23 protein-coding genes are annotated in these 24,562 nt (G+C 64.8%); 18 read left to right on the forward strand and 5 right to left on the reverse strand.

All coding sequences use genetic code 11. The features are described from left to right. Window positions 1-2 precede the first annotated feature (2 nt). Genes V6B08_RS11995 through V6B08_RS12010 form a run of 4 tightly spaced genes read left to right on the forward strand, consistent with a single transcriptional unit; the run spans window position 3 to window position 4,539 of the window. Window positions 3-1,139 (forward strand): acyl-CoA dehydrogenase family protein, encoded by a 1,137-nt coding sequence (locus tag V6B08_RS11995; protein ID WP_341980998.1) that lies wholly within the window; start codon window positions 3-5, stop codon window positions 1,137-1,139. Window positions 1,140-1,163: 24 nt separating this feature from the next. After that, on the forward strand, window positions 1,164-2,936 hold the full coding sequence (locus V6B08_RS12000; protein WP_341981000.1) for a potassium/proton antiporter: 1,773 nt from the start codon (window positions 1,164-1,166) through the stop codon (window positions 2,934-2,936). 33 nt (window positions 2,937-2,969) lie between these two features. Then, window positions 2,970-3,575: a 2-hydroxychromene-2-carboxylate isomerase gene (locus tag V6B08_RS12005; RefSeq protein ID WP_341981002.1), complete on the forward strand. Its 606-nt coding sequence runs from the start codon at window positions 2,970-2,972 to the stop codon at window positions 3,573-3,575. 28 nt (window positions 3,576-3,603) lie between these two features. After that, window positions 3,604-4,539, forward strand: a complete 936-nt coding sequence (locus tag V6B08_RS12010; protein ID WP_341981004.1) for a DMT family transporter — start codon at window positions 3,604-3,606, stop codon at window positions 4,537-4,539. On the opposite strand, the gene V6B08_RS12015 is transcribed toward V6B08_RS12010, so the two are convergent. Then, window positions 4,540-4,866, reverse strand: coding sequence for a YnfA family protein (locus V6B08_RS12015; RefSeq protein WP_341981005.1), 327 nt, complete (start codon window positions 4,864-4,866; stop codon window positions 4,540-4,542). Next, the gene (locus tag V6B08_RS12020) at window positions 4,866-5,642 is read right to left on the reverse strand and encodes an SDR family NAD(P)-dependent oxidoreductase (protein WP_341981007.1); all 777 of its coding nucleotides are present in this window, start codon (window positions 5,640-5,642) and stop codon (window positions 4,866-4,868) included. Before V6B08_RS12020 ends, V6B08_RS12015 begins: the two co-directional genes overlap by 1 nt. Window positions 5,643-5,807: 165 nt before the next feature. Between V6B08_RS12020 and V6B08_RS12025 the strand changes: the two genes are divergently transcribed. The 9 genes from V6B08_RS12025 (at window position 5,808) to V6B08_RS12065 (ending at window position 15,644) form a co-directional block, all read left to right on the forward strand. Continuing rightward, window positions 5,808-7,415: a carboxyl transferase domain-containing protein gene (locus V6B08_RS12025; RefSeq protein WP_341981010.1), complete on the forward strand. Its 1,608-nt coding sequence runs from the start codon at window positions 5,808-5,810 to the stop codon at window positions 7,413-7,415. Window positions 7,416-7,420: 5 nt separating this feature from the next. Beyond that, window positions 7,421-8,215: an enoyl-CoA hydratase-related protein gene (locus V6B08_RS12030; protein WP_341981012.1), complete on the forward strand. Its 795-nt coding sequence runs from the start codon at window positions 7,421-7,423 to the stop codon at window positions 8,213-8,215. Window positions 8,216-8,235: 20 nt separating this feature from the next. After that, the gene (locus V6B08_RS12035; protein ID WP_341981014.1) at window positions 8,236-10,245 is read left to right on the forward strand and encodes an acetyl/propionyl/methylcrotonyl-CoA carboxylase subunit alpha; all 2,010 of its coding nucleotides are present in this window, start codon (window positions 8,236-8,238) and stop codon (window positions 10,243-10,245) included. Window positions 10,246-10,249: 4 nt separating this feature from the next. Beyond that, on the forward strand, window positions 10,250-11,152 hold the full coding sequence (locus tag V6B08_RS12040) for a hydroxymethylglutaryl-CoA lyase (RefSeq protein ID WP_341981016.1): 903 nt from the start codon (window positions 10,250-10,252) through the stop codon (window positions 11,150-11,152). Further along, window positions 11,152-11,586 carry a DUF1489 family protein gene (locus tag V6B08_RS12045; protein ID WP_341981017.1) on the forward strand — a complete coding sequence of 145 codons (435 nt, stop codon included), beginning with the start codon at window positions 11,152-11,154 and terminating at the stop codon, window positions 11,584-11,586. The genes V6B08_RS12040 and V6B08_RS12045 overlap by 1 nt, the downstream gene beginning before the upstream one ends. Before the next feature lie 4 nt (window positions 11,587-11,590). After that, window positions 11,591-12,385 (forward strand): division plane positioning ATPase MipZ, encoded by a 795-nt coding sequence (locus V6B08_RS12050; protein ID WP_341981018.1) that lies wholly within the window; start codon window positions 11,591-11,593, stop codon window positions 12,383-12,385. A 122-nt stretch (window positions 12,386-12,507) separates the two neighbouring features. After that, entirely contained in the window at window positions 12,508-13,482 is a 975-nt protein-coding gene (locus V6B08_RS12055) for a tripartite tricarboxylate transporter substrate binding protein BugD (RefSeq protein ID WP_341981019.1), read from the forward strand. A gap of 184 nt (window positions 13,483-13,666) precedes the next feature. Next, a complete protein-coding gene (locus V6B08_RS12060; protein ID WP_341981020.1) occupies window positions 13,667-14,131 on the forward strand; it encodes a tripartite tricarboxylate transporter TctB family protein in 465 nt (154 codons plus the stop codon). A 10-nt stretch (window positions 14,132-14,141) separates the two neighbouring features. After that, window positions 14,142-15,644, forward strand: a complete 1,503-nt coding sequence (locus tag V6B08_RS12065; RefSeq protein ID WP_341981022.1) for a tripartite tricarboxylate transporter permease — start codon at window positions 14,142-14,144, stop codon at window positions 15,642-15,644. Window positions 15,645-15,710: 66 nt separating this feature from the next. On the opposite strand, the gene V6B08_RS12070 is transcribed toward V6B08_RS12065, so the two are convergent. From V6B08_RS12070 to V6B08_RS12080, 3 genes are all read right to left on the reverse strand, one after another. Further along, window positions 15,711-16,688, reverse strand: a complete 978-nt coding sequence (locus V6B08_RS12070) for a dienelactone hydrolase family protein (protein ID WP_341981025.1) — start codon at window positions 16,686-16,688, stop codon at window positions 15,711-15,713. Window positions 16,689-16,695: 7 nt separating this feature from the next. Then, entirely contained in the window at window positions 16,696-18,645 is a 1,950-nt protein-coding gene (locus V6B08_RS12075) for a TRAP transporter permease (protein ID WP_341981026.1), read from the reverse strand. A gap of 106 nt (window positions 18,646-18,751) precedes the next feature. Further along, entirely contained in the window at window positions 18,752-19,732 is a 981-nt protein-coding gene (locus tag V6B08_RS12080; protein WP_341981027.1) for a TAXI family TRAP transporter solute-binding subunit, read from the reverse strand. Window positions 19,733-19,907: 175 nt separating this feature from the next. On the opposite strand from V6B08_RS12080, the gene V6B08_RS12085 reads away from it, so the two are divergent. The 5 genes from V6B08_RS12085 (at window position 19,908) to V6B08_RS12105 (ending at window position 24,554) form a co-directional block, all read left to right on the forward strand. Further along, window positions 19,908-20,666 carry a vWA domain-containing protein gene (locus V6B08_RS12085; RefSeq protein WP_341981028.1) on the forward strand — a complete coding sequence of 253 codons (759 nt, stop codon included), beginning with the start codon at window positions 19,908-19,910 and terminating at the stop codon, window positions 20,664-20,666. A 3-nt stretch (window positions 20,667-20,669) separates the two neighbouring features. After that, complete coding sequence (locus V6B08_RS12090) at window positions 20,670-21,440, forward strand: DnaJ domain-containing protein (protein WP_341981030.1); 771 nt, start codon at window positions 20,670-20,672, stop codon at window positions 21,438-21,440. 96 nt (window positions 21,441-21,536) lie between these two features. Beyond that, window positions 21,537-22,028, forward strand: coding sequence for a hypothetical protein (locus V6B08_RS12095; protein ID WP_341981033.1), 492 nt, complete (start codon window positions 21,537-21,539; stop codon window positions 22,026-22,028). An 83-nt stretch (window positions 22,029-22,111) separates the two neighbouring features. After that, a complete protein-coding gene (locus tag V6B08_RS12100; RefSeq protein ID WP_341981035.1) occupies window positions 22,112-23,038 on the forward strand; it encodes an SAM-dependent methyltransferase in 927 nt (308 codons plus the stop codon). A 97-nt stretch (window positions 23,039-23,135) separates the two neighbouring features. Beyond that, a complete protein-coding gene (locus V6B08_RS12105; protein WP_341981037.1) occupies window positions 23,136-24,554 on the forward strand; it encodes an FMN-binding glutamate synthase family protein in 1,419 nt (472 codons plus the stop codon). Window positions 24,555-24,562: the final 8 nt, after the last annotated feature.

The following is a 24,562-nucleotide window of genomic DNA, read 5'->3' on the forward strand; positions in this document are numbered from 1 at the left end:
CCATGCTGAGCCAGGACCAGAGCATGATCCGCGACATGGCGCGCGATTTCGCCCGCGACCGCCTGGCGCCGGGGGCGCAGGAACGTGACCGCAGCGCCAAGCCGCCGCTGGAACTGCTGCGCGAGATGGGCGGGCTTGGCCTGCTCGGCATGGGCGTGCCGGAGGAATGGGGCGGGGCGGGAGCCGATTTCGTCAGCTATGTGCTGGCGCTGGAGGAAATCGCCGCCGCCGATGGCGCCGTCAGCACGATCATGTCTGTCAATAATAGCCCTGTATGTGCAGCGATCCTGCGCTATGGCAACGAACAGCAGAAGCGCGACTTCCTGCAGCCGCTGGCGCGCGGCGAATGGATCGGCGCCTTCTGCCTCACCGAGCCGCAGGCCGGCTCGGATGCCGCCAACCTCAAGACCAAGGCGCGGCGCCAGGGCAGCGACTGGGTGATCAGCGGCACCAAGCAGTTCATCACCTCTGGCAGTATCGCCAAGGCGGCGCTGATCTTCGCCGTTACCGATGCGGCAGCCGGCAAGCGCGGCATTTCCTGCTTCCTGGTGCGCACCGACCTGCCGGGCTTCAAGGTCGCCAGCATCGAGAGCAAGCTCGGGCAGAAATGCTCCGATACCTGCCAGTTGGTGTTCGAGGATATGGTGGTGCCGGGCGATGCACTGCTCGGCGCCGAGGGCGAGGGCTACCGCATTGCGCTGGCCAATCTGGAATCCGGCCGCATCGGCATCGCGGCGCAGTCGGTGGGCATGGCGCGGGCGGCGTTCGAGGCGGCGCTGGCCTATGCCGGCCAGCGCCAGGCCTTCGGCACCGCGATCATCAACCACCAGGCGGTCGGCTTCCGGCTGGCTGACATGGCGACCCGCATCGAGGCGGCGCGGCTGATGGTGCACAATGCCGCCCGGCTCAAGGATGCCGGCCAGCCCTGCCTGAAAGAAGCCAGCATGGCCAAATTGTTTGCGTCTGAAATGGCCGAACAGGTATGCTCCGAATCGATCCAGATCCATGGCGGTTATGGCTATCTTGCCGATTTCCCGGTGGAGCGAATCTACCGCGACGTGCGGGTGTGCCAGATCTATGAGGGCACCAGCGACGTGCAGCGGCTCGTGATCAGCCGTTCGCTTGCCGGCAGCGGATAAAACAACAGAAGGAGACGGGGTGGGTTGAGCCAGGCCAACAACATACTGTTCATCGCCTCCCTGTTGATCCTGGTCAGCATTTTTGCCGGCTCGGCCTCCAGCCGTTTCGGCGTGCCTTTCCTGCTCGTCTTCCTCGGTCTCGGCCTGCTCGCCGGTGTTGATGGTCCTGGCGGCATTGATTTCAGCGATTTCAACCTGACCTATTCGGTCGGTTCGGCGGCGCTGGCGATCATCCTGTTCGACGGCGGCCTGCGTACCAAATTCACCACCGTGAAACTGGTGGCGGGGCCAGCCCTGGGCCTTGCGACCGTGGGCGTGGTGTTGACTGCCACGCTTGTTGCCGTGGCGACCCACTCGATTACCAATCTCGGCTGGCTGGAATCCTTCCTGGTCGGGGCCATTGTCGGCTCAACCGACGCGGCAGCCGTGTTCTTCCTGCTCAATGTGCGCGGCATGGCCTTGCAGAAGCGCGTCAGCGGCACGCTGGAAGTCGAGTCCGGCATCAACGATCCGATGGCCATCTTCCTCACCATGGCCTGCGTCGAATTGCTCAGCCTGGGCCAGCCGCCGAGCAACATGATGCTGCTGCTGCAGTTCCTGGCGCAGATGCTGGGCGGCTGTCTGGTCGGCGCGGTTGGCGGCTTCGCCCTGGTGGCGCTGTTCAACCGGGTGCCGGTGGCCGGCGGCCTTTATCCCATTGTTGCCATGGCAGCGACGCTGCTGATCTTTTCCGGCGCGCATTTCGTGCTGGCGTCAGGCTATATCGCGGTCTATGTCGCCGGTCTGGTGCTGGGCAACCGGCGTCATCGCGGCGCCCAGGTGGTGCTGCGCTTCTTCGATGGATTGAGCTGGCTCGGCCAGATCGTCATGTTTCTGCTGCTTGGCCTGCTGATGACACCAAGCGAGATGCGGCCCGATATCGTGCCGGGCGTCGTGGTCGCCATTTTCCTGATCGTGGTGGCGCGGCCGCTGGCCGTGGCGCTCTGCCTGCTGCCATTCCGCTACACCTTGCCGGAGATCGGCTTCATCTCCTGGGTCGGCCTGCGCGGCGCGGTGCCGATCTTCCTGGCCACCATCCCGGTGCTGTTCGGTGTGCCAAATGCCGGCATCTATGTCTCCATCGCCTTCTTCTGTGTTGTTGCGTCGCTGCTGCTGCAAGGCTGGACCATTGGCGTGGCGGCGCGGCTGTTCGGCCTGGAATTGCCGCCGCCGGTGGAGGCGCCGACCCGTACCGATATCGACCTCGGCAATGCGCTGGACCGCGATATCGCCAGCTACCGGGTGGAGCCGAACTGTATCGCTCAAGGCTACAACTACGCCGAAATCCCGCTGCCGCGACGCTGCCGTATCATCACGGTGATCCGCGATGGCACAGTGATGGACCGTTCCAAGCTGGAACGGCTGGAAGCCGGCGACTATCTGCTGGTACTGGCGCCGCCTGAGCAGCTTTTCTCGCTCGACCGCCTGTTCGCGCTGCCAGACCGCAAGCGCCGCGCCAATGTGCCGGGCGACGAGGTTTTCGGCGAGTTCACTATTCCAGCGGATACCTTGCTCGGCTCCCTCAGTGCGATGTATGGCGTCGAGGTTGAGGCGCGCCATCGCGAGGAGTCGCTCAGCGCCTATATCCGCCGCCGCCTGCGTCATGCGGCGGTGGTCGGCGACCGCGTGCGGCTCGGGCCGGTGGAGCTGATCGTGCGCGAGATCAAGGGCAATCGCATCACCCAGGTCGGCCTCGAACTGGAGCCGGAGGAGCATCCGGTGGTGCGGCGCTTCAGGCAATTGTTCCGCTTCGGTTAGACTTTACAAAAAACAGCCCTACCTGGAGGAAGCATGGCCGCCCCGCTGGATTTCTATTTCGATTTTTCCTCGCCCTACGCCTATATCGGTGCCATGCGCATCGAGGCGCTGGCGGCGAAGCATGGCCGTAGCGTCAACTGGCATCCGATGCTGCTCGGCGTTGCCTTCAAGATCGCCGGCACCCAGCCGCTGACCCAGTATCCGCTGAAAGGCGATTACTCGCGGCGCGATTTCGACCGCTCGGCGCGTGAACTCGGCATCCCGTTCAACATGCCGGCGATTTTCCCGCTGGCCACCCAGGCGGCGGCGCGCGCTGTATACTGGCTGCAGCAGCATCTGCCGGACAAGACCGCCGCTTTCATCAAGGCGGTCTACACTGCGTATTTCGTCGATGGCCGCGACATCTCTTCGCCCGATACCGTGGTGGCGATTGCCGAAGGGCTGGGCATCGATGGTGCCGCGTTGCGCGCCGGCTTTGAGAGCGCCGAGACCAAGGCGGCGTTCAAGCAGGCGGTGGAGCAGGCGGTGACGGAACGCGGCGTGTTCGGTGCGCCATTCGTGTTTGCCGATGGCGAACCCTTCTGGGGTGCCGACCGCTTCGACATGCTGGACCGCTGGCTGAGCCGTGGCGGCTGGTAGAGGCGCGACTGGTGAAGAAGGATAGCCTGTGAACCCAGCGCCAAAAGCGGGCAGCGGCCTGGCCATTGCCGGCCTGGTGCTCACGTCGCTCCTGTGGGGCGGCATGATCCCGATGACCCATGCGCTGGCAACGGAAGTCTTCGATCCGTTCTTCCTGGCGCTGATCCGCTATCTGCTGCCGGCCGGGCCGATGTTCCTGCTGTGCCTCATCGTTGACCGCCATTCGCCCTTTGCCGGCCCGCTGCCGCGCCAGCCTTTGGTGCGGCTCGGCGCCATGATGGCCTGCTTCTCGCTGATGTTCACTTTCGGCATCATGCTGTCGGACCCGATCAGTTCCGCCATCGTGATCTCTTGCGGCCCGCTGATCGCCACCGTCTTGAGCAAGCTGCTCTACCGTGTGCCGCTGGCGCGCGGCTTCGGCATGGCCCTGCTGGCGGCGGTGGTCGGCGGCGCCCTGGTGGCGGTGGATGCGGTGCGGCCGCGTGCGGAAGCCAGCGGCGGCACGCCGTATCTTGGTGAATTGCTGCTGATCGGCGCCCAGCTAAGCTGGACGCTCTATTCGCTGAAAGCCCAGGAATGGCTGGCGCCCTCGGGCTGGAGCCAGCTCCGCATCAGCTTCCTCACCTCGCTGGCCGGCGCCGGCTTCATCATCGTCGCTTTCGTCATCATCAACCTGCTGTCGCCGGGCCGGCTGCCGACCGAGTGGCCGAGCGCCGGCACCTGGTTCATGCTGGCCTGGATGGCGCTGGGCGGGGCAGGGGCGGCCATCGTGCTGTGGAATTACGGCGTCAGCTATGTCGGCGTGCCGGTGGCATCGCTCTATGGCAATCTGGCACCGGTCTTCTCGGTGCTAGTGGCGGCCTTGTTCTTCGGCGCTGCCGTGTCGCCGCAGCAGATCATCGGCGGCGGGGTGATCCTGGCCGGCATCCTGCGCATGCAATGGCTGCGGCTCAGGCCGGGTTGATCAGGCGCTGCGCGGCCCGAACAGGATGATGCTGGCGCCGGCGAGGCAGAGCAGGCTGCCGGCGATATCCCAGCGATCCGGCCGCATGCCCTCCACGGCCCACAGCCAGAGCAGCGAGGCGGCGATATAGACGCCGCCATAGGCGGCATAGGCGCGGCCGGCTGCATCGCTGTCCACCTTGGTCAGCAGCCAGGCGAACAGCACCAGCGCCGCTACGCCGGGCAGTAGCCAGAGCGCGGATTTGTGCATCCGCGCCCAGGCCCAGAAGGCGAAGCAGCCGGCGATCTCGGCAAAAGCCGCTCCGATATAGGCGGCGATGGTCGGCATCAGAAGATGGTGTAGGCGCCGTCGATGACGAAACTGTCGCCGGTATGGTAGCGGCTGCCGTCGCTCATCAGATACACCGCGATGCCGGAGAAATCGTTGCCCTGGCCCCAGCGCCGCGCCGGGATGCGCGGCAGCACGGCGCCGGCAAAGCGCGGATCGGCAACACCGGCGGCGGTCATCTCGGTTTCGATCCAGCCCGGCAGGATGGAATTGGCGGTGACATTGTAGCGCGCCATTTCCACGGCCAGGGCGCGGATCACCGACAGCATGGCGCCCTTGGTGGCGGCATAGGAGGTGGCCCCCGCGGCACCATGGATGCCGGCGGTGGAGGCCATGCCGACCAGGCGGCCGAAGGCATCGCCGGTCTTGGCGCGCTCCACCATATGGCGGGCGGCGGCGCGCAAAGTGTAGAAGGCGCCGTCCAGGTTGACGCCCAGCACGCGCTTCCATTCCTCGGTGCTCAACTGGTGCATCGGCGCACGCTTCTGGCTGACGCCGGCATTGGCAAAACAGCCGTCGATGCGGCCCATGGTCTGCACGGCTTCCGCGAAGCAGGCTTCCACCTCGGCCTCGTTGACCACGTTGCAACGCTGCACCAGCACGCGGCGGCCATAGGCCTTCAGCTTGGCCTCGGCGGCGGCATTCTTCTCCGGGTTGCCGCCCCAGATCACCAGGTCGCAGCCGGCCTGCGCCAGGCCCTCGGCCATCCCTAAACCAATGCCGCCATTGCCGCCCGTCACCAGCGCCACCTTGCCGGAAAGATCGAAATCGTTCATCGCTGTGTTCCCTCCATAGCTGGCGTCGATTATCGCGATAGAAAAGGGAAATTGCCAGGGGTGGGCAATTCCCCGGCTCCCCCTTGCGGCTCCCGGAGCAGGCTGGCATGGTTTGGCCACGCCCGAGAGCGAACCTATTCCAAGAGCAAGGCAAAAAGGCCGTCCATGAGCGCGCTCAGCACCCAGCTAGACCCGCGATCCGCCGCGTTTCAGGAGAATGCCGCCCATATGGCAGCGCTGGTCGCCGACCTGAAGGCTAAGGTCGGCATGATCAAGCAAGGCGGTGGCGAGAAGGCCCGCGAGAAGCATCTCTCGCGCGGTAAACTGCTGCCGCGCGACCGCGTGCGCACGTTGCTCGATCCCGGCTCGCCGTTCCTGGAACTCAGCCAGTTCGCCGCCTACGACATGTATGGCGGCGATATCCATGCCGCCGGCATCATCACTGGCATCGGCAGCGTGATGGGCCGCGAATGCGTGGTGATCTGCAACGATGCCACGGTGAAGGGCGGCACCTACTTCCCGATGACGGTGAAGAAGCATCTGCGTGCCCAGGAAATCGCGCGCGAGAACCGGCTGCCCTGCATCTACCTGGTCGATTCCGGCGGCGCCAACCTGCCGACCTGGGACGAGGTGTTCCCCGACAAAGAACATTTCGGCCGAATCTTCTACAATCAGGCCAATCTTTCCGCCGACGGCATTCCGCAGATCGCTGTGGTGATGGGCTCCTGCACGGCTGGCGGCGCCTATATGCCGGCGATGTCGGATGAAACCGTGATCGTGCGCAACCAGGGCACCATCTTTCTCGCCGGCCCGCCGCTGGTGAAGGCAGCCACCGGCGAGGTGGTGTCGGCGGAAGACCTGGGCGGCGCCGATGTGCATTCGCGCACCTCGGGCGTGACCGACCACTACGCCATGAACGATGCCCATGCACTCGGCATCGCGCGCCGCATCGTCGGCAACCTGAATTCCACCAAGCAGGTCTCGGGCGATGTGCGGGCGCCGAAGCCGCCGCGCTTCGATCCAGCTGAACTCTACGGCATCATCCCGAAGGAAAGCCGCGTGCCCTTCGATGTGCGCGAGATCATCGCTCGCCTGGTGGATGATTCCGAATTCGACGAATTCAAGAAGCTCTATGGCGCCACACTGGTCTGCGGCTTCGCCCGTATCCATGGCTACCCGGTCGGCATCATCGCCAATAACGGCATTCTGTTCTCGGAAAGCTCGCTGAAGGGCGCGCATTTCATCGAGCTGTGCTGCCAGCGCGGCATCCCTTTGCTGTTCCTGCAAAACATCACCGGCTTCATGGTCGGCAAGAAATACGAGGCCGGCGGCATCGCCAAGGATGGCGCCAAGCTGGTCACGGCCGTGTCCTGCGCCAATGTGCCAAAATTCACCGTGATCATCGGCGGTTCCTATGGTGCCGGCAATTACGGCATGTGCGGCCGTGCCTACAGCCCGCGCATGCTGTTCATGTGGCCGAATTCGCGCATCTCGGTGATGGGTGGCGAGCAGGCGGCCAGCGTGCTGGCAACCGTGAAGCGCGATGGTATCGAGGCATCCGGCGGCCAGTGGAGTCGCGAGGACGAGGAAGCCTTCAAGAACCCGATCCGCGCCCAGTATGACCGCCAGGGGCATCCCTACTACGCCTCGGCGCGGCTGTGGGACGATGGCATCATCGATCCGCTGGATACCCGCATGATGCTGGCGCTGGGCCTGAGCGCCGCGCATAACGCCCCCTTCGCGCCGACCAAGTTCGGCGTCTTCCGGATGTGATGATCATGAGCGACGAACTGGTTCTCTTCGATACTGATGCGCGCGGTGTGGCGCAGGTGACGCTCAACCGCCCGGCGGTGCATAACTGTTTCAACGATCAGGTGATCGAGCGCCTGCTGGCGATCTTCACCGAGATCAAGGGCCGCAGCGATATCCGCGTGGTGGTGATCCGTGGCGAGGGCAAGAGCTTCTCGGCCGGCGGTGATCTCGACTGGATGCGCCGCTCCGGCCAGCAGGATTACGCCACCAACCTGGCGCAGACCCTGGTGCTGGCGCAGTTGTTCAAGACGCTGAACGACCTGCCGCAGGCAACTGTGGCGCTGGTGCAGGGCAATTGCATGGCTGGCGGCACCGGCCTGGTCTCCTGCAGCGATATCGCCATCGCCGTGCGCGACACCAAGTTCGCGCTGACCGAAGTGCGGCTGGGCTTGAGCCCGGCCACCATCTCGCCCTATGTGGTGGCGGCCATCGGCCCGCGCCAGGCGCGGCGCTATTTCCTCACCGCCGAGCGGTTCGACGGTGCCGAGGCGCAGCGCATCGGCCTGGTGCATGAACTGGCCGAAGATGTGGACGATCTCAGGGTGCGCGGTGAGCGCGTGGTGGCCGATCTGCTGCTCGGCGCGCCGGGCGCGATTGCGGACAGCAAGCTGCTGATCCGCGAAGTGGCCTATGAGGCCGATGTCACCGAGGACGTGATGCAGTTCACCGCCAGGAATATCGCCGACCGCCGCGCCAGCGCCGAAGGCCAGGAGGGGCTTGCCTCCTTCTTCGCCAAGCGCAAGCCGGCCTGGACGATTTGAGGCGAACGGGAGAGACGCGCATGTTCCGCAAGATCCTGATCGCCAATCGCGGCGAAATCGCCTGCCGGGTGATCCGCACCGCAAAGCGCCTCGGCATCGCCACCGTGGCGGTCTATTCCGACGCCGATGCCAATGCCCGCCATGTGGCGCTGGCCGATGAGGCCGTGCGTATCGGCCCGGCGCCGGTGCGCGAGAGCTACCTGCGCGCCGATGTCATTATCGCCGCTGCCAAGGCCAGCGGCGCCGAGGCCATCCATCCGGGCTATGGCTTCCTGTCCGAGAATGCTGAATTCGCCGATGCGCTGGCCGAGGCCGGGCTGGTTTTCATCGGCCCGCCGGCTTCTGCCATCCGCGCCATGGGCCTGAAAGGCGCCGCCAAGGCGCTGATGCAGGAAGCCCGCGTGCCAGTGGTGCCGGGCTATCACGGCGACAACCAGGATGCCGATTTCCTGCTTGGTGAGGCCGAGCGCATCGGCTGGCCGGTGCTGATCAAGGCGGTGGCAGGCGGCGGTGGCAAGGGCATGCGCCGGGTCGACAAGGCTGCCGAGTTCAAGGCGGCGCTGGCCGGGGCGCAGCGCGAAGGCGCCAATGCCTTCGGCAATGATCGCGTGCTGCTGGAAAAATATCTGGTCAAGCCGCGCCATATCGAGATTCAGGTGTTCGCCGACAAGCAGGGCAATGCCGTGCATCTGTTCGAGCGCGATTGCAGTGTGCAGCGCCGGCATCAGAAGGTGCTGGAAGAAGCGCCGGCACCGGGCATGCCCGCGGCGATGCGCCAGGCCATGGGCCAGGCGGCGGTGAATGCCGCCAAGGCGATTGGCTATGTCGGCGCCGGCACGGTCGAGTTCATCGCCGATGTCAGCGACGGGTTGAAGCCGGACCGTTTCTATTTCATGGAGATGAACACCCGCCTGCAGGTGGAGCATCCCGTCACCGAGATGATCACCGGCCAGGACCTGGTGGAATGGCAGCTCCGCGTTGCCGCCGGCAATCCGCTGCCGCTCAAGCAGGAAGAACTGCGCATCGACGGCCATGCGGTCGAGGCGCGCATCTATGCCGAGGACCCTATTAAGAATTTCCTGCCCTCGGTGGGCAAGCTGCACCGCCTGCGGCCACCGGCGGAGGATGCGCATGTGCGGGTCGATACCGGGGTGCGCGAAAATGACAGCGTGACGCCGTTCTACGATCCGATGATCGCCAAGCTGATCGTGTGGGACCATGACCGTGGCGCTGCCCTGCGCCGCATGGGCCAGGCGCTGGCGCAGTATCAGGTCGCCGGTGTCACCACCAATATTCCGTTCCTCATCGCGCTCGCCGGCCATCCGGCGTTTGGCGAGGGCGATCTCGATACCGGCTTCATCGAACGTTTCCGTGCCGACCTGATTCCGCCCGTGCAGGGCGCCGATGCCAGTGCCCTGGCGCTGGCGGCATTGGCCGTGGTGCTGGAGCGCCGCGCCCAGCGCAGCGGCGGCAAGGGCGATCCGTGGTCGCCCTGGGCGGCGGTGAATGGCTGGCGGCTCAATGACCAGGGCTATGATGAATTGATCTTTCGCGAAGGCGAGAGCGAAACCCGGCTGCGGATTGAGTATGCCGCCGATGACGCGATCCGCGTGAAACTGCCGGGTGGTGCCGTGTTGACGGCCGCGGGCAAGCTGCAGGATGGCAGCCTGGATGCGGTGCTGGATGAGCGCCGCTTCAGCATCGGCCTGGTCCGTCAGGGGCTGGACCTGACCCTGTTGCTGCCGGGCCGGGTGCAGAAGCTGAGCCTGGTGGATCCGCTTGCCGCCGGTGAGATGGATGAAGCTGCTGGCGGCGCGCTCACCGCGCCGATGCCGGGCAAGGTGGTGCAGGTGCTGGTGGCGGAAGGTGTGGCGGTAGAGAAGGGCCAGGCGCTGATGGTGCTGGAGGCGATGAAGATGGAACACACCATCGCGGCGCCAGCGCGCGGCAAGGTAGCCAAGCTGAACTTCAAGGCCGGCGATCAGGTGAGCGAAGGCGCCACTTTGATCGCGCTGGAAGCGGAAGGATGATGCCATGAGCCTGCCCAGCCAGATCCGCCTATGGGAAGCCGGCCCGCGCGACGGGTTGCAGAACGAGAAGAGCGTGGTGCCCACCGATGTGAAGGTGGAGCTGATCGAGCGCCTAGTGGAATGCGGCGCTACCTATATCGAGGCGACCAGTTTCGTGTCGCCGAAATGGGTGCCGCAGATGGGCGATGCCGCCGATGTGATGACGCGGATTTCGCGCAAGCCCGGCGTTACCTATCAGGTGCTGACGCCGAACGAGAAGGGCTACGATTCCGCCAAGCAGTATGGCGCCCGCGCCATCGCGGTATTCGCGGCAGCAAGCGAGAGTTTCTCCCAGCGCAATGTGAATTGCTCCATTGAGGAGAGCCTGGAGCGGTTTCGTCCGGTGGTGCAGAAGGCCAAGGCGGATGGCGTGCGCGTGCGCGGTTTCGTTTCGGTGGTGCTGGGCTGCCCCTTCGAGGGCGAGGTCGATCCGGTGAAAGTGGCCGGTATCGCCAAGCAGCTTGCCGAGATGGGCTGCGATGATATTGGCTTGGGCGACACTATCGGCACCGGCACGCCGGGCAAGACCAAGCGTCTGATCGAGGAAACCGCGAAATTCATTCCGCTCGACCGCATCGGCATGCATTTTCACGATACCTACGGTCAGGCGCTGGCGAATACCTATGCCTCGCTGGAAATGGGCATCACCAGCCATGATGCCTCGGTTGCCGGCCTTGGCGGCTGTCCTTACGCGCCAGGTGCCACCGGCAATCTTGCCACCGAGGATCTGGTTTACATGCTGGAAGGCCTCGGCATTGACAGCGGCTTCGATCTCAAGCAATTGGTGCGCACCGCCTGGTGGATTTCCGAGAAGCTCGGCCGTCCGCCGGTGTCGAGTGTCGCCAAGGCCTTGAAATCGAAGATTTGATGCCGGTTCATCTGCTCAAGCTTGCTGTTGGTATTGAAAGCCTGGAGCATTTCCGCGAACGCCTGAAGGCGCGTGCGGAAGGCGCCAAGGGCAAGAAGCAGCCTGGGCATTTTACCCATGTGACACGCCACCGCCCGAAGCGCGACAAGGAAGTGCTGGATGGCGGTTCGCTCTACTGGGTGGTGAAGGGCCAGCTATGCGCCCGCACCCGGATTCTCGCCCTTGATGACGTGACGCTGGACGATGGCCCGCATTGCGCCATCAAGCTGGAAGCGAAACTGATCCCGGTGCTGCCGCAGCCGCGCCGTCCGCATCAGGGCTGGCGTTATCTCGAAGATGCCGATGCGCCGCCCGATCTCAGCAAGGCGGGCGAAGGCGCCGCCGAGCTGCCGCCCAAGCTGATGGCGGAACTGCGCGCCCTGGGCTTGCTGTAAGCCGATGCCGCGCATCATCGTCGTCGGCAACGAGAAGGGCGGTTCGGGCAAGTCCACCACCGCAATGCATGTGCTGATCGGCCTGGCGCTGGAAGGCGGCCGGGTGGCGGCGATCGATCTCGATGGTCGCCAGCGCACGCTGGCGCGCTACCTGGAAAACCGGCAGGCCTATATCACCCGCCATGGTGTGCGACTGGCGATGCCGTCCTATGCCGTGGTGCCTTTGAGCGACCGCGATACCCGCGCCGAGGCCGAGGCCGATGAAGCGGCGCGCTTCCGTGCCGCGCTGGATGGCTTCGCGCCGGACCACGATTTCATCCTGATCGACTGCCCCGGCGCCGATACGCATCTCTCGCGCCTTGGCCATTCCTTCGCCGACCAGCTTCTGACTCCGGTGAATGACAGCTTTATCGATGTCGACCTGCTCGCCACCGTGGATGCCGAGACGCTGCGGGTGCTGAAGCCCAGCCGCTATGCCGAAATGGTGTGGGAGCAGCGCAAGCAGCGCTTCAACCGCGACCGCCAGAGCATCGACTGGGTGGTGATTCGCAACCGCGTGTCGCATCTCGACGCCCGCAACAAGCGCCATGTCGGCCAGGTGCTGCAGGCGCTGGAAAAGCGGATCGGTTTCCGCTTCCTGCCGGGCCTATCGGAACGCGTGATTTTCCGCGAATTATTTCTCTCCGGCCTGACCCTGCTGGATCTCGATAAAACCGGCGGCGGCCTATCCATGGCCCAGGCTGCAGCACGCCAGGAAGTGCGAAATCTGCTGCTCGGCCTCAATCTGGTTACGGATTAGGCATTTCCCCTAAATGCAGCGCAGCATTGCGGAAAAGGCTTGCCAGCAGGCCGCCGCGTAACAATATTAGCGGCCGATCAAAGCGCTCTGCTCAGAGGGCGCTGGTTAAGGAGGGACACCCTATGAAGAAGTTGCTTACCGGCATTGCCGCCGGCCTGATCGCCATCGCCGGCAGCGCCGCTCAGGCGCAGGATTATCCGAACAAGGTCATCACCATGGTGGTGCCGTTCGCTGCGGGTGGCCCGACCGATACCGTTGCCCGCCTGCTGGCGCAGTCGATGGGCACTTCGCTGAAGCAGCAGATCATCGTCGAGAATGTCGGCGGTGCCGGCGGCACCCTTGGTGCTGCCCGCGTTGCCCGTTCGGCCGGCGATGGCTACACCATCTTCCTGCATCATATCGGCCATGCCACCAGCGCCACGCTGTACCGCAAGCTGCCCTATGACACCATCAACGATTTTGAGGCCATCGGCCTGGTCACCGACGTGCCGATGACCCTGGTGGCGAAGTCCGATCTGCCGCCGAAGGATTTCAAGGAGCTGATCTCCTACATCAAGACCAACAAGGACAAGATCTCCTACGGCAATGCGGGCGTTGGCGCCGCGTCGCATCTCTGCGGCCTGATGCTGATGAGCGCGCTGCAGACCCAGATGACCACCGTGCCCTACAAGGGTACCGGCCCGGCCATGAACGACCTGCTGGGCGGCCAGATCGACCTGATGTGCGACCAGACCACCAACACCACCGGTCAGATCAAGGGCGGCAAGATCAAGGCCTATGCCGTCACCACCAAGACCAAGGTGCCGGCGCTGCCGGACCTGCCGACCATGGACAGCTCGGGCCTGCCGGGCTTTGAAGTGGCGGTGTGGCACGGCGTCTACGCCCCGAAGGGCACGCCGAAGCCGGTGATCGACAAGCTGGCGACCGCGCTGCAGGCGGCGCTGAAGGACCCGATGGTGGTGCAGCGCTTCGCCGAACTCGGCACCGAGCCGGTGGCGCAGGAGAAGGCGACCCCGGCGGCGCTCTCGGCCCATCTGAAGGCTGAAATCGCCAAGTGGGCCCCGGTGATCAAGGCCGCTGGTGAATACGCCGACTAAAAAAGTTCCGTGTTTCAATAATTTGTCGTAAACGATACGCCTGTTCCGCTTGCAGCGGGACAGGCGTAAGCGTATGGCGGAGGGCAGGGAGGCCCAGCCGCCTGTAGTCAGGCACCCACCAAGTGGGGCCGGTAGCCTTATAGCAGTGGCCAGACTCAGAGCGGCCGCCACGAAGGGGGATGTGATGCAGGGATTGATCCGCAATCCGAAGGATTTCTGGTCGGGGGCGCTGTTTCTTGCGCTTGGTCTCGGCTTTCTCGTCGTCGGCCAGGATTATTCGTTCGGCACGGCGCGGCGCATGGGGCCGGCTTTCTTCCCGACCGTGCTGGCTGCCATTCTCTGCATCATCGGCGTGGCTGTTCTGGTGCGCGGCCTGCTGACCCGCGGTGAACCGATTACCGGTTTCGCGCTCAAGGGCTTGGTACTGGTCACCGTAAGCTGCATCATTTTCGCCGTGACGGTGCGAGGCGCCGGTCTGGTTGCCTCGGTGGCCTTGCTCACGCTGATCAGCGCGATCGCTTCCGTGCATTTCAAGTTGAAGAACACCATCATCATGATGGTGGCGCTGGGCGCCTTCTGCGCCCTGGTCTTCGTCAAGGCATTGGGATTGCCGATCCCCATCCTGGGCCCCTGGCTCGGCGGCAATTGAGGATCGCGTCATGGAACTGCTGCAAAATCTTGCCATCGGCTTTGACGCGGCGCTGACGCCGCTGAACCTGCTCTACTGCCTCGGCGGCGTTTTTCTCGGCACGCTGATCGGCGTGTTGCCGGGCCTCGGCCCGGTGGCGACCATCGCCATGCTGCTGCCGGCCACCTTCGCGCTGCCGCCGGTTTCCTCGCTGATCATGCTCGCCGGTATTTACTACGGCGCCCAGTATGGCGGCTCCACCACGGCCATTCTGATCAACCTGCCGGGCGAAAGCTCATCGGTGATCACGGCCTTGGATGGCTATGCCATGGCGCGCAAGGGCCGCGCCGGCGTGGCGCTGTCCACGGCCGCGCTTGGCTCCTTCTTCGCCGGCACGGTCGCCACCTTCCTGCTGGCGGTGTTCGCGCCGCCTTTGGCCGAGATCGCGTTGAAATTCGGCCCCGCCGAGTATTTCTCGCTGATGGTGCTGGGCCTCGTCGCCTCGGTGGTCCTGGCGCATGGCTCGCTGCTCAAGGCCATCGGCATGATCGTCATCGGCCTGCTGTTCGGCATGGTTGGCACTGACGTGAATTCCGGCGTGCCGCGCTTCACCTTCGAGACGCCCGAACTGGCTGATGGTATCGGCTTCGTCGCCGTTGCCATGGGCATGTTCGGCCTCGGCGAGATCATCAAGAATCTCGAGGATGAGAGCGAACGCGCGGTCTTCGTCAAAAGCGTTACCGGCCTGATGCCGACGAAGCAGGATTTCAAGGACATGGTGGCCCCGATCCTGCGCGGCACGGCGCTCGGCTCGGCCCTCGGTATCCTGCCGGGCGGCGGCGCCATGCTGTCGTCCTTTGCCGCCTATTCGCTCGAAAAGAAGATGTCGAAGAACTCGGCGAATTTCGGCAAGGGCGCCATCCAGGGTGTGGCGGCACCGGAATCGGCCAACAATGCCGGTGCGCAGACCTCGTTCATCCCGATGCTGACGCTGGGCATTCCGTCCAATCCGGTTATGGCGCTGATGATCGGCGCCATGATCATCCAGGGCATCCAGCCCGGCCCGGCGGTGATGACCGAACAGCCGGCTTTGTTCTGGGGCATCATCGCCTCAATGTGGATCGGCAACTTCTTCCTCATCGTGCTGAACCTGCCGCTGATCGGCATGTGGGTGCGGATGCTCAGCATCCCCTACCACATCCTGTTCCCAGGCATCCTGGTGTTCTGCGCCATCGGCGTGTACAGCCTCAACAACACATCCTTCGATGTGTTTCTGATGGCTGGCTTCGGCGTGCTGGGCTACATCTTCGCCAAGCTGGAATGCGAGCCGGCGCCGATGCTGCTCGGTTTCATCCTTGGCCCGATGATGGAGGAATACCTGCGCCGCGCCATGACGCTCTCGCGTGGCGACCCCACCGTGTTCTTCACCCGCCCGATCAGCGCCACCATGCTTGTGCTGGCGGCCCTGGCGCTGGCCGTGGTGCTGATGCCGGCGATCCGCAAGAAGCGCGAGGAAGCTTTCCAGGAGGAGTGATCTTCCCGGATACTCTCTTACGGCAGGGCGCGGCTTCCTTGGGAGCCGCGCCCTTTGCTTTTCGGTTTAAGGCTGTCGCAGCAGGGTGCGACGGAAGAAATCGAGCATGTCGGCGGTGGCGGCGACGCGCGCCTCGGCATCGGCGCCGACGGTAGCACCGATCCCGCCGCAGGAGGCCATCACGCGGGCGGCGAATTCCTTCCAGCCTTCGCGGCTGCTGGCGCCGGATTTGGCATCGCGGATCTGGCCGTCATCCTCGATCCTGAGGTCGCATTCGCCGAAGGTCTGCACATTGCTGCGGCGCGCCGGGTAATCCGCCATCCAGGCATGGCCGGCAGAATCATAGAGCCTCGTGCGTATGTCGGCGCCGGCCACCCTTAGCCGCACAGCGTAGCCGAGGCAGTTGGCGGCCGGTGTGTAGTCGTCGCGCGCGCCGAGCAGCAGCAGCAAAGGCGCCGCGCTGGGCCGCGGATTGTCCCATTGCGTGCTGCAGCCGGGATAGAATGGCAGATGCGCGGCGAAGCGTGGCTGGCCGGGAAGCGCATCGGCCAGACGGCGCTCGGCGGTGAACAGGGCCGCGACGCCGCCGCGCGAGAAGCCGGTGATGCCGATCCGCCGGGCATCGATCCCCGGCTGCCGCGCCAGCAGGGCAAGGGCCTGGAAGCCATCCAGCACCGAGGCTGCCATCGGCACCCGGCCCTGGTCGCGGGCGGTTTCCTTGACGCCGCGGCCGGCGAAGCTGTCGACGATCAGCGTGGCGATGCCGATGCGGTTCAGCGGCTCGGCCACCGTATCCTGCATCCATTGTGCGTAACCACCGCTGCCCGGAATGATCACCACCGCAGGTACAGATGCGGCAGCATTGTCTGGCCGCGAAAGATGGCCCTGCAGTTCCACCGGACTCTGGCGATAGCTGCCGTTGATGATCTCGGCATAATCCTGCGGCGTGAAGCTGCCGAAAGCCAGTACCTCCACTGGCCCGGCCCTGGCCGCTGCAGAAGCGGCAGCAGCCAGCAGGCCGAGAGCGAGGAAGGCTGCGCGCATGGCCGGGTTAGCGCAGGCCGGCCGGCGAAGGGATACTGGCACCCGGGTCGCTGCCATTGCGGGCGCGCTGGTATGCCCAGATGCCGATGCCGATGGCCAGGCCGGCAAAGTCGGTGATGGTCTCCGGCACGATCAGCATGATCGCACCGGCAAACAGCACCACGCGCAGCGGCCAGTTCAGCGGCCCGTTCAGCCAGCCTTCGGTGGAGCAGGCGAGGAAGAACACGCCGGCCGAAGCGGTGGCGACGACATGCAGGATGGTGAGCAGATCACCCTGCGCCAGCAAGGCCGGGCTGATGAAAAACATGAACGGCACGATGAAGGTGGCAAGGCCCAGCTTCACCGCGATGATCGAGGTGCGCCACTGGTCCGCCTGGGCTATTGCCGCCGCAGCGAAGGAAGCCAGCGCCACTGGCGGCGTGATCGAGGAGATCACCGCGTAATAGAAGATGAACATATGCGCCACCAGCGGCTCGATGCCGATGCGGATCAGGCCCGGTGCCACCACCGACGCCGCCACCGCATAAGCCGCCGTGGTCGGCATGCCCATGCCCAGGATCAGGGAAATGAACATGGCGAAGAACATCGCCAGCACCTGATTTTCACCGGCGATGCTGAGTATCAGGTGCGAGAAACGGCCGCCGACACCGGTAAGCGCGATGACACCGACAATGATGCCGGCGCAGGCGCAGATCGCCACCAGCTGCGCTGTCTCGCGCGCCGCCAGGGCCAGGGCATCCAGCGTGGCGCGCGGCCCCATGCGGTGCTCGCGGCTGATCCAGCTTGCCACCAGGGCGGAAACCAGGCCGAGCGTGCCGGCGCGGAACTCGGAATAGCCCGCCATCAGCGCCCAGATCAGCACCACGATGGGCGCCAGCAGATAGAGCTTGCGCAGCATGGTGGTGATCGGCGTCAGTTCGCTGCGCGGCAGGCCGCGCAGGCCATGCTTCACCGCATGCAGGTCGCAATGCACATAGCAGGCGATATAGAACAGCAGGCAGGGAATGACTGCCGCCAGCGCGATTTCGGTATAGGCGATGCCGGTGATTTCGGCCATCAGGAAGGCGCCGGCGCCCATCACTGGCGGGGTGATCTGGCCGCCGGTCGACGAAGTGGCCTCGATAGCGCCGGCGGTGGAGCGGTCATAGCCGACACGCCGCATCATCGGGATGGTGATCATGCCGCTGGCCACCACATTGCCGACAGCACTGCCGGAAATGGTGCCGAACAGCACGCCTGAAAGCACCGCCACCTTGGCCGGACCGCCGCGCGCCCAGCCGACCAGCGATACCGCGAGGTCGTTCATGTAGTCGCCGGCCTTGGAGGCGGTGAGGAAGGCGCCGAAGGTGATGAACAGCACGATATAGCTGGAGGATACCTGGGTGGTGACGCCGAAGATGCCCTGGTCGGAATAGATGTAGGAGAAGAAGAAGGGCAGGCTGTAGCCCTTGTGATAGAGCATGCCCGGCAGCCAGGGGCCGACGAAGCAATACAGAATGAACACGCTGGCGATGATCGGCAGCGCCAGGCCGGCGGTGCGGCGGGTCATCTCCAGGATCAGCAGGGTGCCGATGAAGCCGGCGGCGACATCGCCCGGCTCATACAGCGCACCGGCACGGAATTGCAGTTCATCGATATTGAAGGAGACATAGCCGGCGCAGGCGATGGAAAGCAGGATGAACAGCCAGTCGAGCAAAGGGATGCGGTCCAGCGAGCGGCCAGCCTTGGCGGCATAGAGGCCGAAGCAGATCACGCCGCCCCAGCCAACATGGATGGCGCGAAACATGATGGAGTCGATGGGGAAGGCATTCAGCACCAGCAGGTGAAACACCGTGAAGCTGACGCAGAGCCAATAAAACAGATGCCCAGGCAGGCCGGGCAGGTCGCGCTTGAAGCCGGTGAACTCATATTTGTCCGCGGCGGCGAGATCGACGCTTTCCTGCTGTGCCGTTGCCATGCCTTCCCCCGTGTAATTTTTTGTTTACGCACGCCCTTGATATAAAAGAGGCCGCCATCGTGATTTGCACGATGGCGGCGCCCTTATACTTGCAGGATTGTGGCGATCAGCTCGCCGGCGGCATGGCAGCCGGATTCAGCTTGATGCCCTTTTCCTGATAGTACTTCACCGCACCCGGATGGAACGGCAGGAAGCCGTTGCGCGACGCATTGGCGGCAATGGTCTCCACAGCGGCGGCATGGCCCTTGACCATGCGGTCGTTGTTTTCCAGCACCGACTTGACGATCTTGTAGGCGACGTCATCCGGCAGGCTCTTGTGGGCGATGCCGAAATTGTACACGCCGACCGTCTTCTGGTCGCCGGGCATCGACTTGTAGGTGCTCTTCGGGATCACGCTGTCGGAAAGTTCCGGCATCGCCTTCTTCAGCATGTCGAGCTGCGCGTCGGTGAAGGAGATGAAGCGCACCGGGCGCTGGGCCTCGAGTTCCGAATAGGAGGCGATCGGCAGGCCAGCGGCGAAGGCGAAGACATCCAGCAGGCCATCGGCAAGCTGGTTCTGCATGTCCGAAGCCTGGCCGAAGCGCCAGTTCGCCTTGATGCCGAGCGTATCGAACATCAGCGGGAAGTAGGTGCCCGGCGTGCCCGCCTTCGGCCCGGCGCCGATATTCTTGCCGGCCATTTCGGCGACGGTCTTGATGCCGGTCTTTTCCGTGGTGACGAAGTGGAACGGCGTGTCATACATCGGGAACAGGGCGCGGATGTTGGAGAACTTCTTGCCCTTGGTCCACTCGCCGGTGCCGTTCCAGGCCTGCAGCGCGATGCCCATGGTGGTCATGCCGAGTTCGATATTGCCGCCTTCCACCAGAATGATGTTCTGGTTCGGGCCCTGGGTCTGCTGCGTCGAGACGTTGATGCCGATGGTGTCGGTGAGCAGGGTTGCCACCACACCGCCATAGATGAAGTAGGTACCGCCGACCGAGGCCGTGCCGAGCGTCAGCGACTTCGGCTGCGCCATGGCCGTACCGGCGAGGCCGATAGCGGCAACGGCCGCAAACGCAAGGGTCTTCAAGGGCGTGAAACGCGTCATCTAGTGTTCCTCCGGTTTATTATTATCGGTCTTGGGCGCCGCGTAGCGCCCTGCCGCCGACAACCTTAACCACTGCGCTGCCCCAGGCCAACCCTAAAATCCCCCAGAGGTTGGGTGCCTGGGGTTGGGTGCCAGGGTAGTGCGCCTGGGCAGGCTGCCCTGGCAAACCAGGCACATGGCCTCTATATCTGTTGGCATGACGGATGCGCCGAGTGGCAAGCCAGGACAATCGCTGCCCGCCGCTGCCAATGCGAAGGCGGTGGAGGCATTTCTGCGCCAGGCGGCTTTGGCGCCGCGCCCGGTGCCGCAGACTGGCCGGGGGCGGCTGATTTTCGCCATGGATGCCACCGCCAGCCGCGGCGGCACCTGGGCCGAGGCGCAGAAGATTCAGGCCGAGATGTTCAAGGCCGTGGCGGGCCTCGGCGGCCTCGATATCCAGCTCGTCTTCTTCCGTGGCATGGGCGAATGCCGGGCCTCGCCCTGGGTGTCGGATGCACAGGCGATGCTGCGGCTGATGCGCCAGGTGGAATGCGTCGGCGGCCATACCCAGATCGAGCGCGTGTTGCGCCACACCGCGGCCGAAGCGCGAGAGGCGGTGGCGAATGGCGCCCGCGTCAATGCGCTGGTCTATGTCGGCGATTGCCTGGAAGAGAGCCCCGACGAAGTGGCAGCAAAGGCCGGCGAACTCGGTTTGCTCGGCGTGCCGATCTTCGCCTTCCAGGAAGGCGAGGAACCGACGGCGCGGGCCTGCTTCAAGGATATGGCTCGGCTGACGCGCGGCGCTTTCGGTGCTTTCGATGCGGCTTCGGCTGCCACGCTGCTGCAACTGCTCACCGCCGTCGCGGTCTATGCTGCCGGCGGCTACAAGGCGCTGAGCCAGTATTCCGCCAATGCCGGTGCCGAAGTGCGCCGGCTTACCAGCCAGCTCGGCTAGCCTATGGCTCTGGTCCTCGGCATCGGGCTCGCCGCCCTGGCGCTGTTCCTGTTCGGCGGCAGGCTGTTCCTGCAGGCTGACCCCAAAGCGCTGGCCAAGGGCATCCGCATCGGGCTCGGCATCGTGTTGGGCGGCTTGGCCGGCTTCCTGTTCCTGCGTGGCCGCATCGATATGGGCAGCCTGCTGGCGCTGGCTGCGGCGGCGATGTTTGGCAAGGGGCGGCTGGCCGGGCTGTTTGGCGGCTGGTTCGGCGGCCCCGGCGCCAGTTCCTGGAACCGCGCCCGCACCGGCCATGAGGCCACGAATGGCGGGGCTGGCGGCAGCACGGCCGAGGCCGCGCCGCAATCCGCCGTCGAGACCGCCTGGCTGCGCATGCGGCTGGACCATGCCAGCGGCACCATGACCGGCGAGATATTGCAAGGCCCGCTGGCCGGGCGGCGGCTGGATGATCTGGACCCGCCGGGCCTGTTCGCCCTGCATGCCGCCCTGGGGGCCGAGGACCCGAACGGCATCGCGCTGCTGGAGGCTTATATGGAGCGCCGGCTGGGGCCTGACTGGCGCGATCAGGCGGGCGAGGGCGGTGCAGCGACAGGCGATGCCGGCAGCATGAGCCGCGAGCAGGCTTATGCCGTATTGGGGTTGCAGCCAGGGTCGACCGAGGGGGAAATCCGTGCCGCGCATCGTCGCCTGATGCGGACGGCCCATCCCGACCATGGCGGTTCCACCTATCTTGCCGCCCAGATCAACCGGGCCAAGGATGTGCTGCTCGGCTGACGCCGCAATTGGTTGAAATTGTGGGGCGGCGGAGAACGCGCAAGTATGGTAAATTTCGAGTTATCCGATTCGCCGGGGGACCGAGAGAGCGTATCCATGAAAACTCGAGTCATTGGCCTTGCGGCAATTCTTGTGACCTGTGTTGCAGTCACCGGTTGTGCCAACAATCAGCTTACCAGCAGTGGCGGCGGCGCGCGCGCCGACAACGCCTCGCGTGCGGCACCGCCACAGATCGCCGGCATTGCCCTGCCGGATGGCTACAATCTGGATACCAACCGCACGATCATCCTCGGTGAGGGCGACCGCTGGATCGGCCGGTTGTCCTATGCGATCAATTCCAGCTCCGACGACATGTTCGATTTCATGCGCCGCGAGATGCTGAATTACGGCTGGACCGAAGTCGCCGTGGTGCGCTCTGAGATCAGCCAGCTTACCTATCTTTCGGCTGCCGGTGACCGCGTTGCCTCGATCCTGATCAGCAAGCAGTCGCTCTATGGCTCCAAGGTCGACATGACCGTGTCGCCCGCCGCTGGTGCTGCTTCCGGCGCAGGCATCGCACCGCCGCGCAGCACCGGCAACCGCCGCTGATTGGCGTCGCTAACTGGCGCCGCTGATTTGGCGCCAAGCATAGTGGCGCTTGCATCGCGGGCAGGGGCGCGGTAGTCAGCCGCATGCTTACCGGCTATCTCGCCGCAGAGGGCTTCGAGCCTGAATTGCGCACAGAATTGCAGGATCGGCGCATCGTCGCCGAGCATGGCCGCCTGCTGCTGGCGGAAGGCGAGCCTGTGGCGGCCGCCTGGGCAGCGAATATCTGGCATCAGCCGCAGGAATTTCCCATTGCCTCGATCGGCGAGGCGGCGGGCATCCTGAAAGGCATGCAGCGCAACTGGGCCGCCTATGCGCCGCTGCATCACCGCCGCGCCAAGCTGATCCAGGAAAAACTGCCGCATGTTTCGGCCAAGCCGCTGCGCTTCGGCGACTTGCCGCCGAAAGCCCCGATGGGCAGTTTCACCTTGCTGGCACCGGACCGCATGCTGGCATCCGGGCAATGCTCAAGCCCGCTGCCGCATGGCGACTGGGCGTTCCAGGAGGACCGCGAGGGACCGCCGAGCCGCGCTTACTTGAAGCTCTGGGAAGCGCTGACCCGCTTTGCCCTGCTGCATGGCGAGATGCCGAAGCCGGGCGAGGCGACCATTGATCTCGGCGCCTGCCCGGGGGGCTGGACCTGGGTGCTGGCCGGCCTCGGTGCCCGCGTCGATGCCATCGACAAGGCACCGCTGGCGCCGAATGTCGCCGCCATGCCGGGGGTCACCTGGCGCCAGGGCAGCGCCTTCGCGCTCGATCCGCGCCAGGAGCCAGCGGTCGACTGGCTCTGTTCCGACGTGATCTGCTATCCGGCCCGGCTGCTGGCCCTGGTGCAGCGCTGGATCGCAGCGGACAAAGCGCTGCGGATGATCTGCACGCTGAAGTTCCAGGGCGAGACTGACCACGCCACGGCAGCAGCTTTCGCGGCCATTCCCGGCGGCACTTTGCTGCACCTGCACCACAACAAGCATGAGCTGACATGGTTGTGGCGCAAGCCGGGCCTGGAAGCCTAACCGAACCGTCACGGATCAGTGCTGGTAGAATCAGGCTCGCCACGCCTATACTTGCGGCAACGACAACGCGAATAGTCTCACCTTCAGGAGGGGCAGCATGTGGTGGGTGCTGGGTGGGATCGTCGCCATTGCTGGCGGCACCTTTGTTTATTTCTACGTCTATGACCGTTGGGTGCAGCGCGATCATGCGATCCGCCGCAACTTCCCGATCTATGGCCGTTTCCGCTACATCATGGAGAACCTGGGCGAATACTTCCGCCAATACTGGTTCACTGCCGATTGGGAAGAGCGCCCGTTCAACCGCCTGACCCGCGCCTGGGTCTACCGTTCGGCCAAGGCGGTATCGAATTATGTTGCCTTCGGCTCCGAGGTGGATGCGCAGCAGCCCGGCCATATCTACTTCCTGCATTCCGCCTTTCCGGTGAATGACGACGAGGCGGAACCCTATACCGGCAAGTGGATCGGCAAGGGTGTGGTGGCAAACCCGTTCAAGCCGAACAGCTTCTTCAATATCTCCGGCATGTCCTACGGTGCGTTGTCTTCCGCCGCCGTCACCGCGCTGTCGGAAGGCGCGGCGCTGGCCGGCATCTGGCTCGATACCGGCGAGGGTGGCCTGTCGCCCTATCACCTCAAGGGCAATTGCGACGTGGTGTTCCAGATCGGCACGGCGAAGTATGGCGTGCGTGACAAGGACGGCCGTCTCGATGAGACCAAGCTTGCCGCCATCGCGGCCTTGCCGCAGGTCAAGATGTTCTGCGTCAAGCTCAGCCAGGGCGCCAAGCCCGGCCGTGGCGGCATCCTGCCGGCGGCGAAGGTGAATGAGGAGATTGCCGGCATCCGCCTGATCGAGCCGCACAAGGCGTCGATCTCGCCAAGCCGGCATCCCGAGATCACCGATGTGCGCAGCCTGGTGAATTTCATCGGCCGGGTGCGCGATGTCACCAACAAGCCGGTTGGCATCAAGATGGCGCTGGGCGACGACAGCTTCATCGACGCCCTGTTCGAGTATCTGCGCGAGCGGCCGATGGAGGCACCGGATTTCATCCAGCTTGATGGCGGCGAGGGCGGCACTGGTGCGGCGCCGGCGCCGCTGGCCGATTATGTCGGGCAATCCATCGTGCAGGCTTTGCCGTTGCTGGCGGAGAAGCGGCGGCAATATGGCCTGCGCAACCGCATCCGCATCATCGCTTCGGGCAAGCTGCTGACGCCGGACAAGGTTGCCTGGGCGCTGTGCCAGGGCGCCGATTTCGTCGTCTCGGCGCGCGGCTACATGTTCGCGCTCGGCTGCATCCAGGCAATGAAGTGCAATACCGGCCATTGCCCGACCGGCGTGACCTCGAACGAACCGCGCTTCATGCGCGGCCTTGATCCGGCACGCAAGGCGGTGCGCGTGGCGAACTACGCCAAGGCGGTGCAGCATGACGTGGAAGCCATCGCCCATGCCTGCGGCTGCAAGAGCCCGCGCGATTTGAAGGCGCATCACGTGCGGGTGCAGGGTGAGACGCTGAAACTCTAGCCCTTGAC

Origin of the sequence: Ferrovibrio sp. MS7, assembly GCF_038404985.1 — a bacterium.
Taxonomy (GTDB): domain Bacteria; phylum Pseudomonadota; class Alphaproteobacteria; order Ferrovibrionales; family Ferrovibrionaceae; genus Ferrovibrio; species Ferrovibrio plantarum.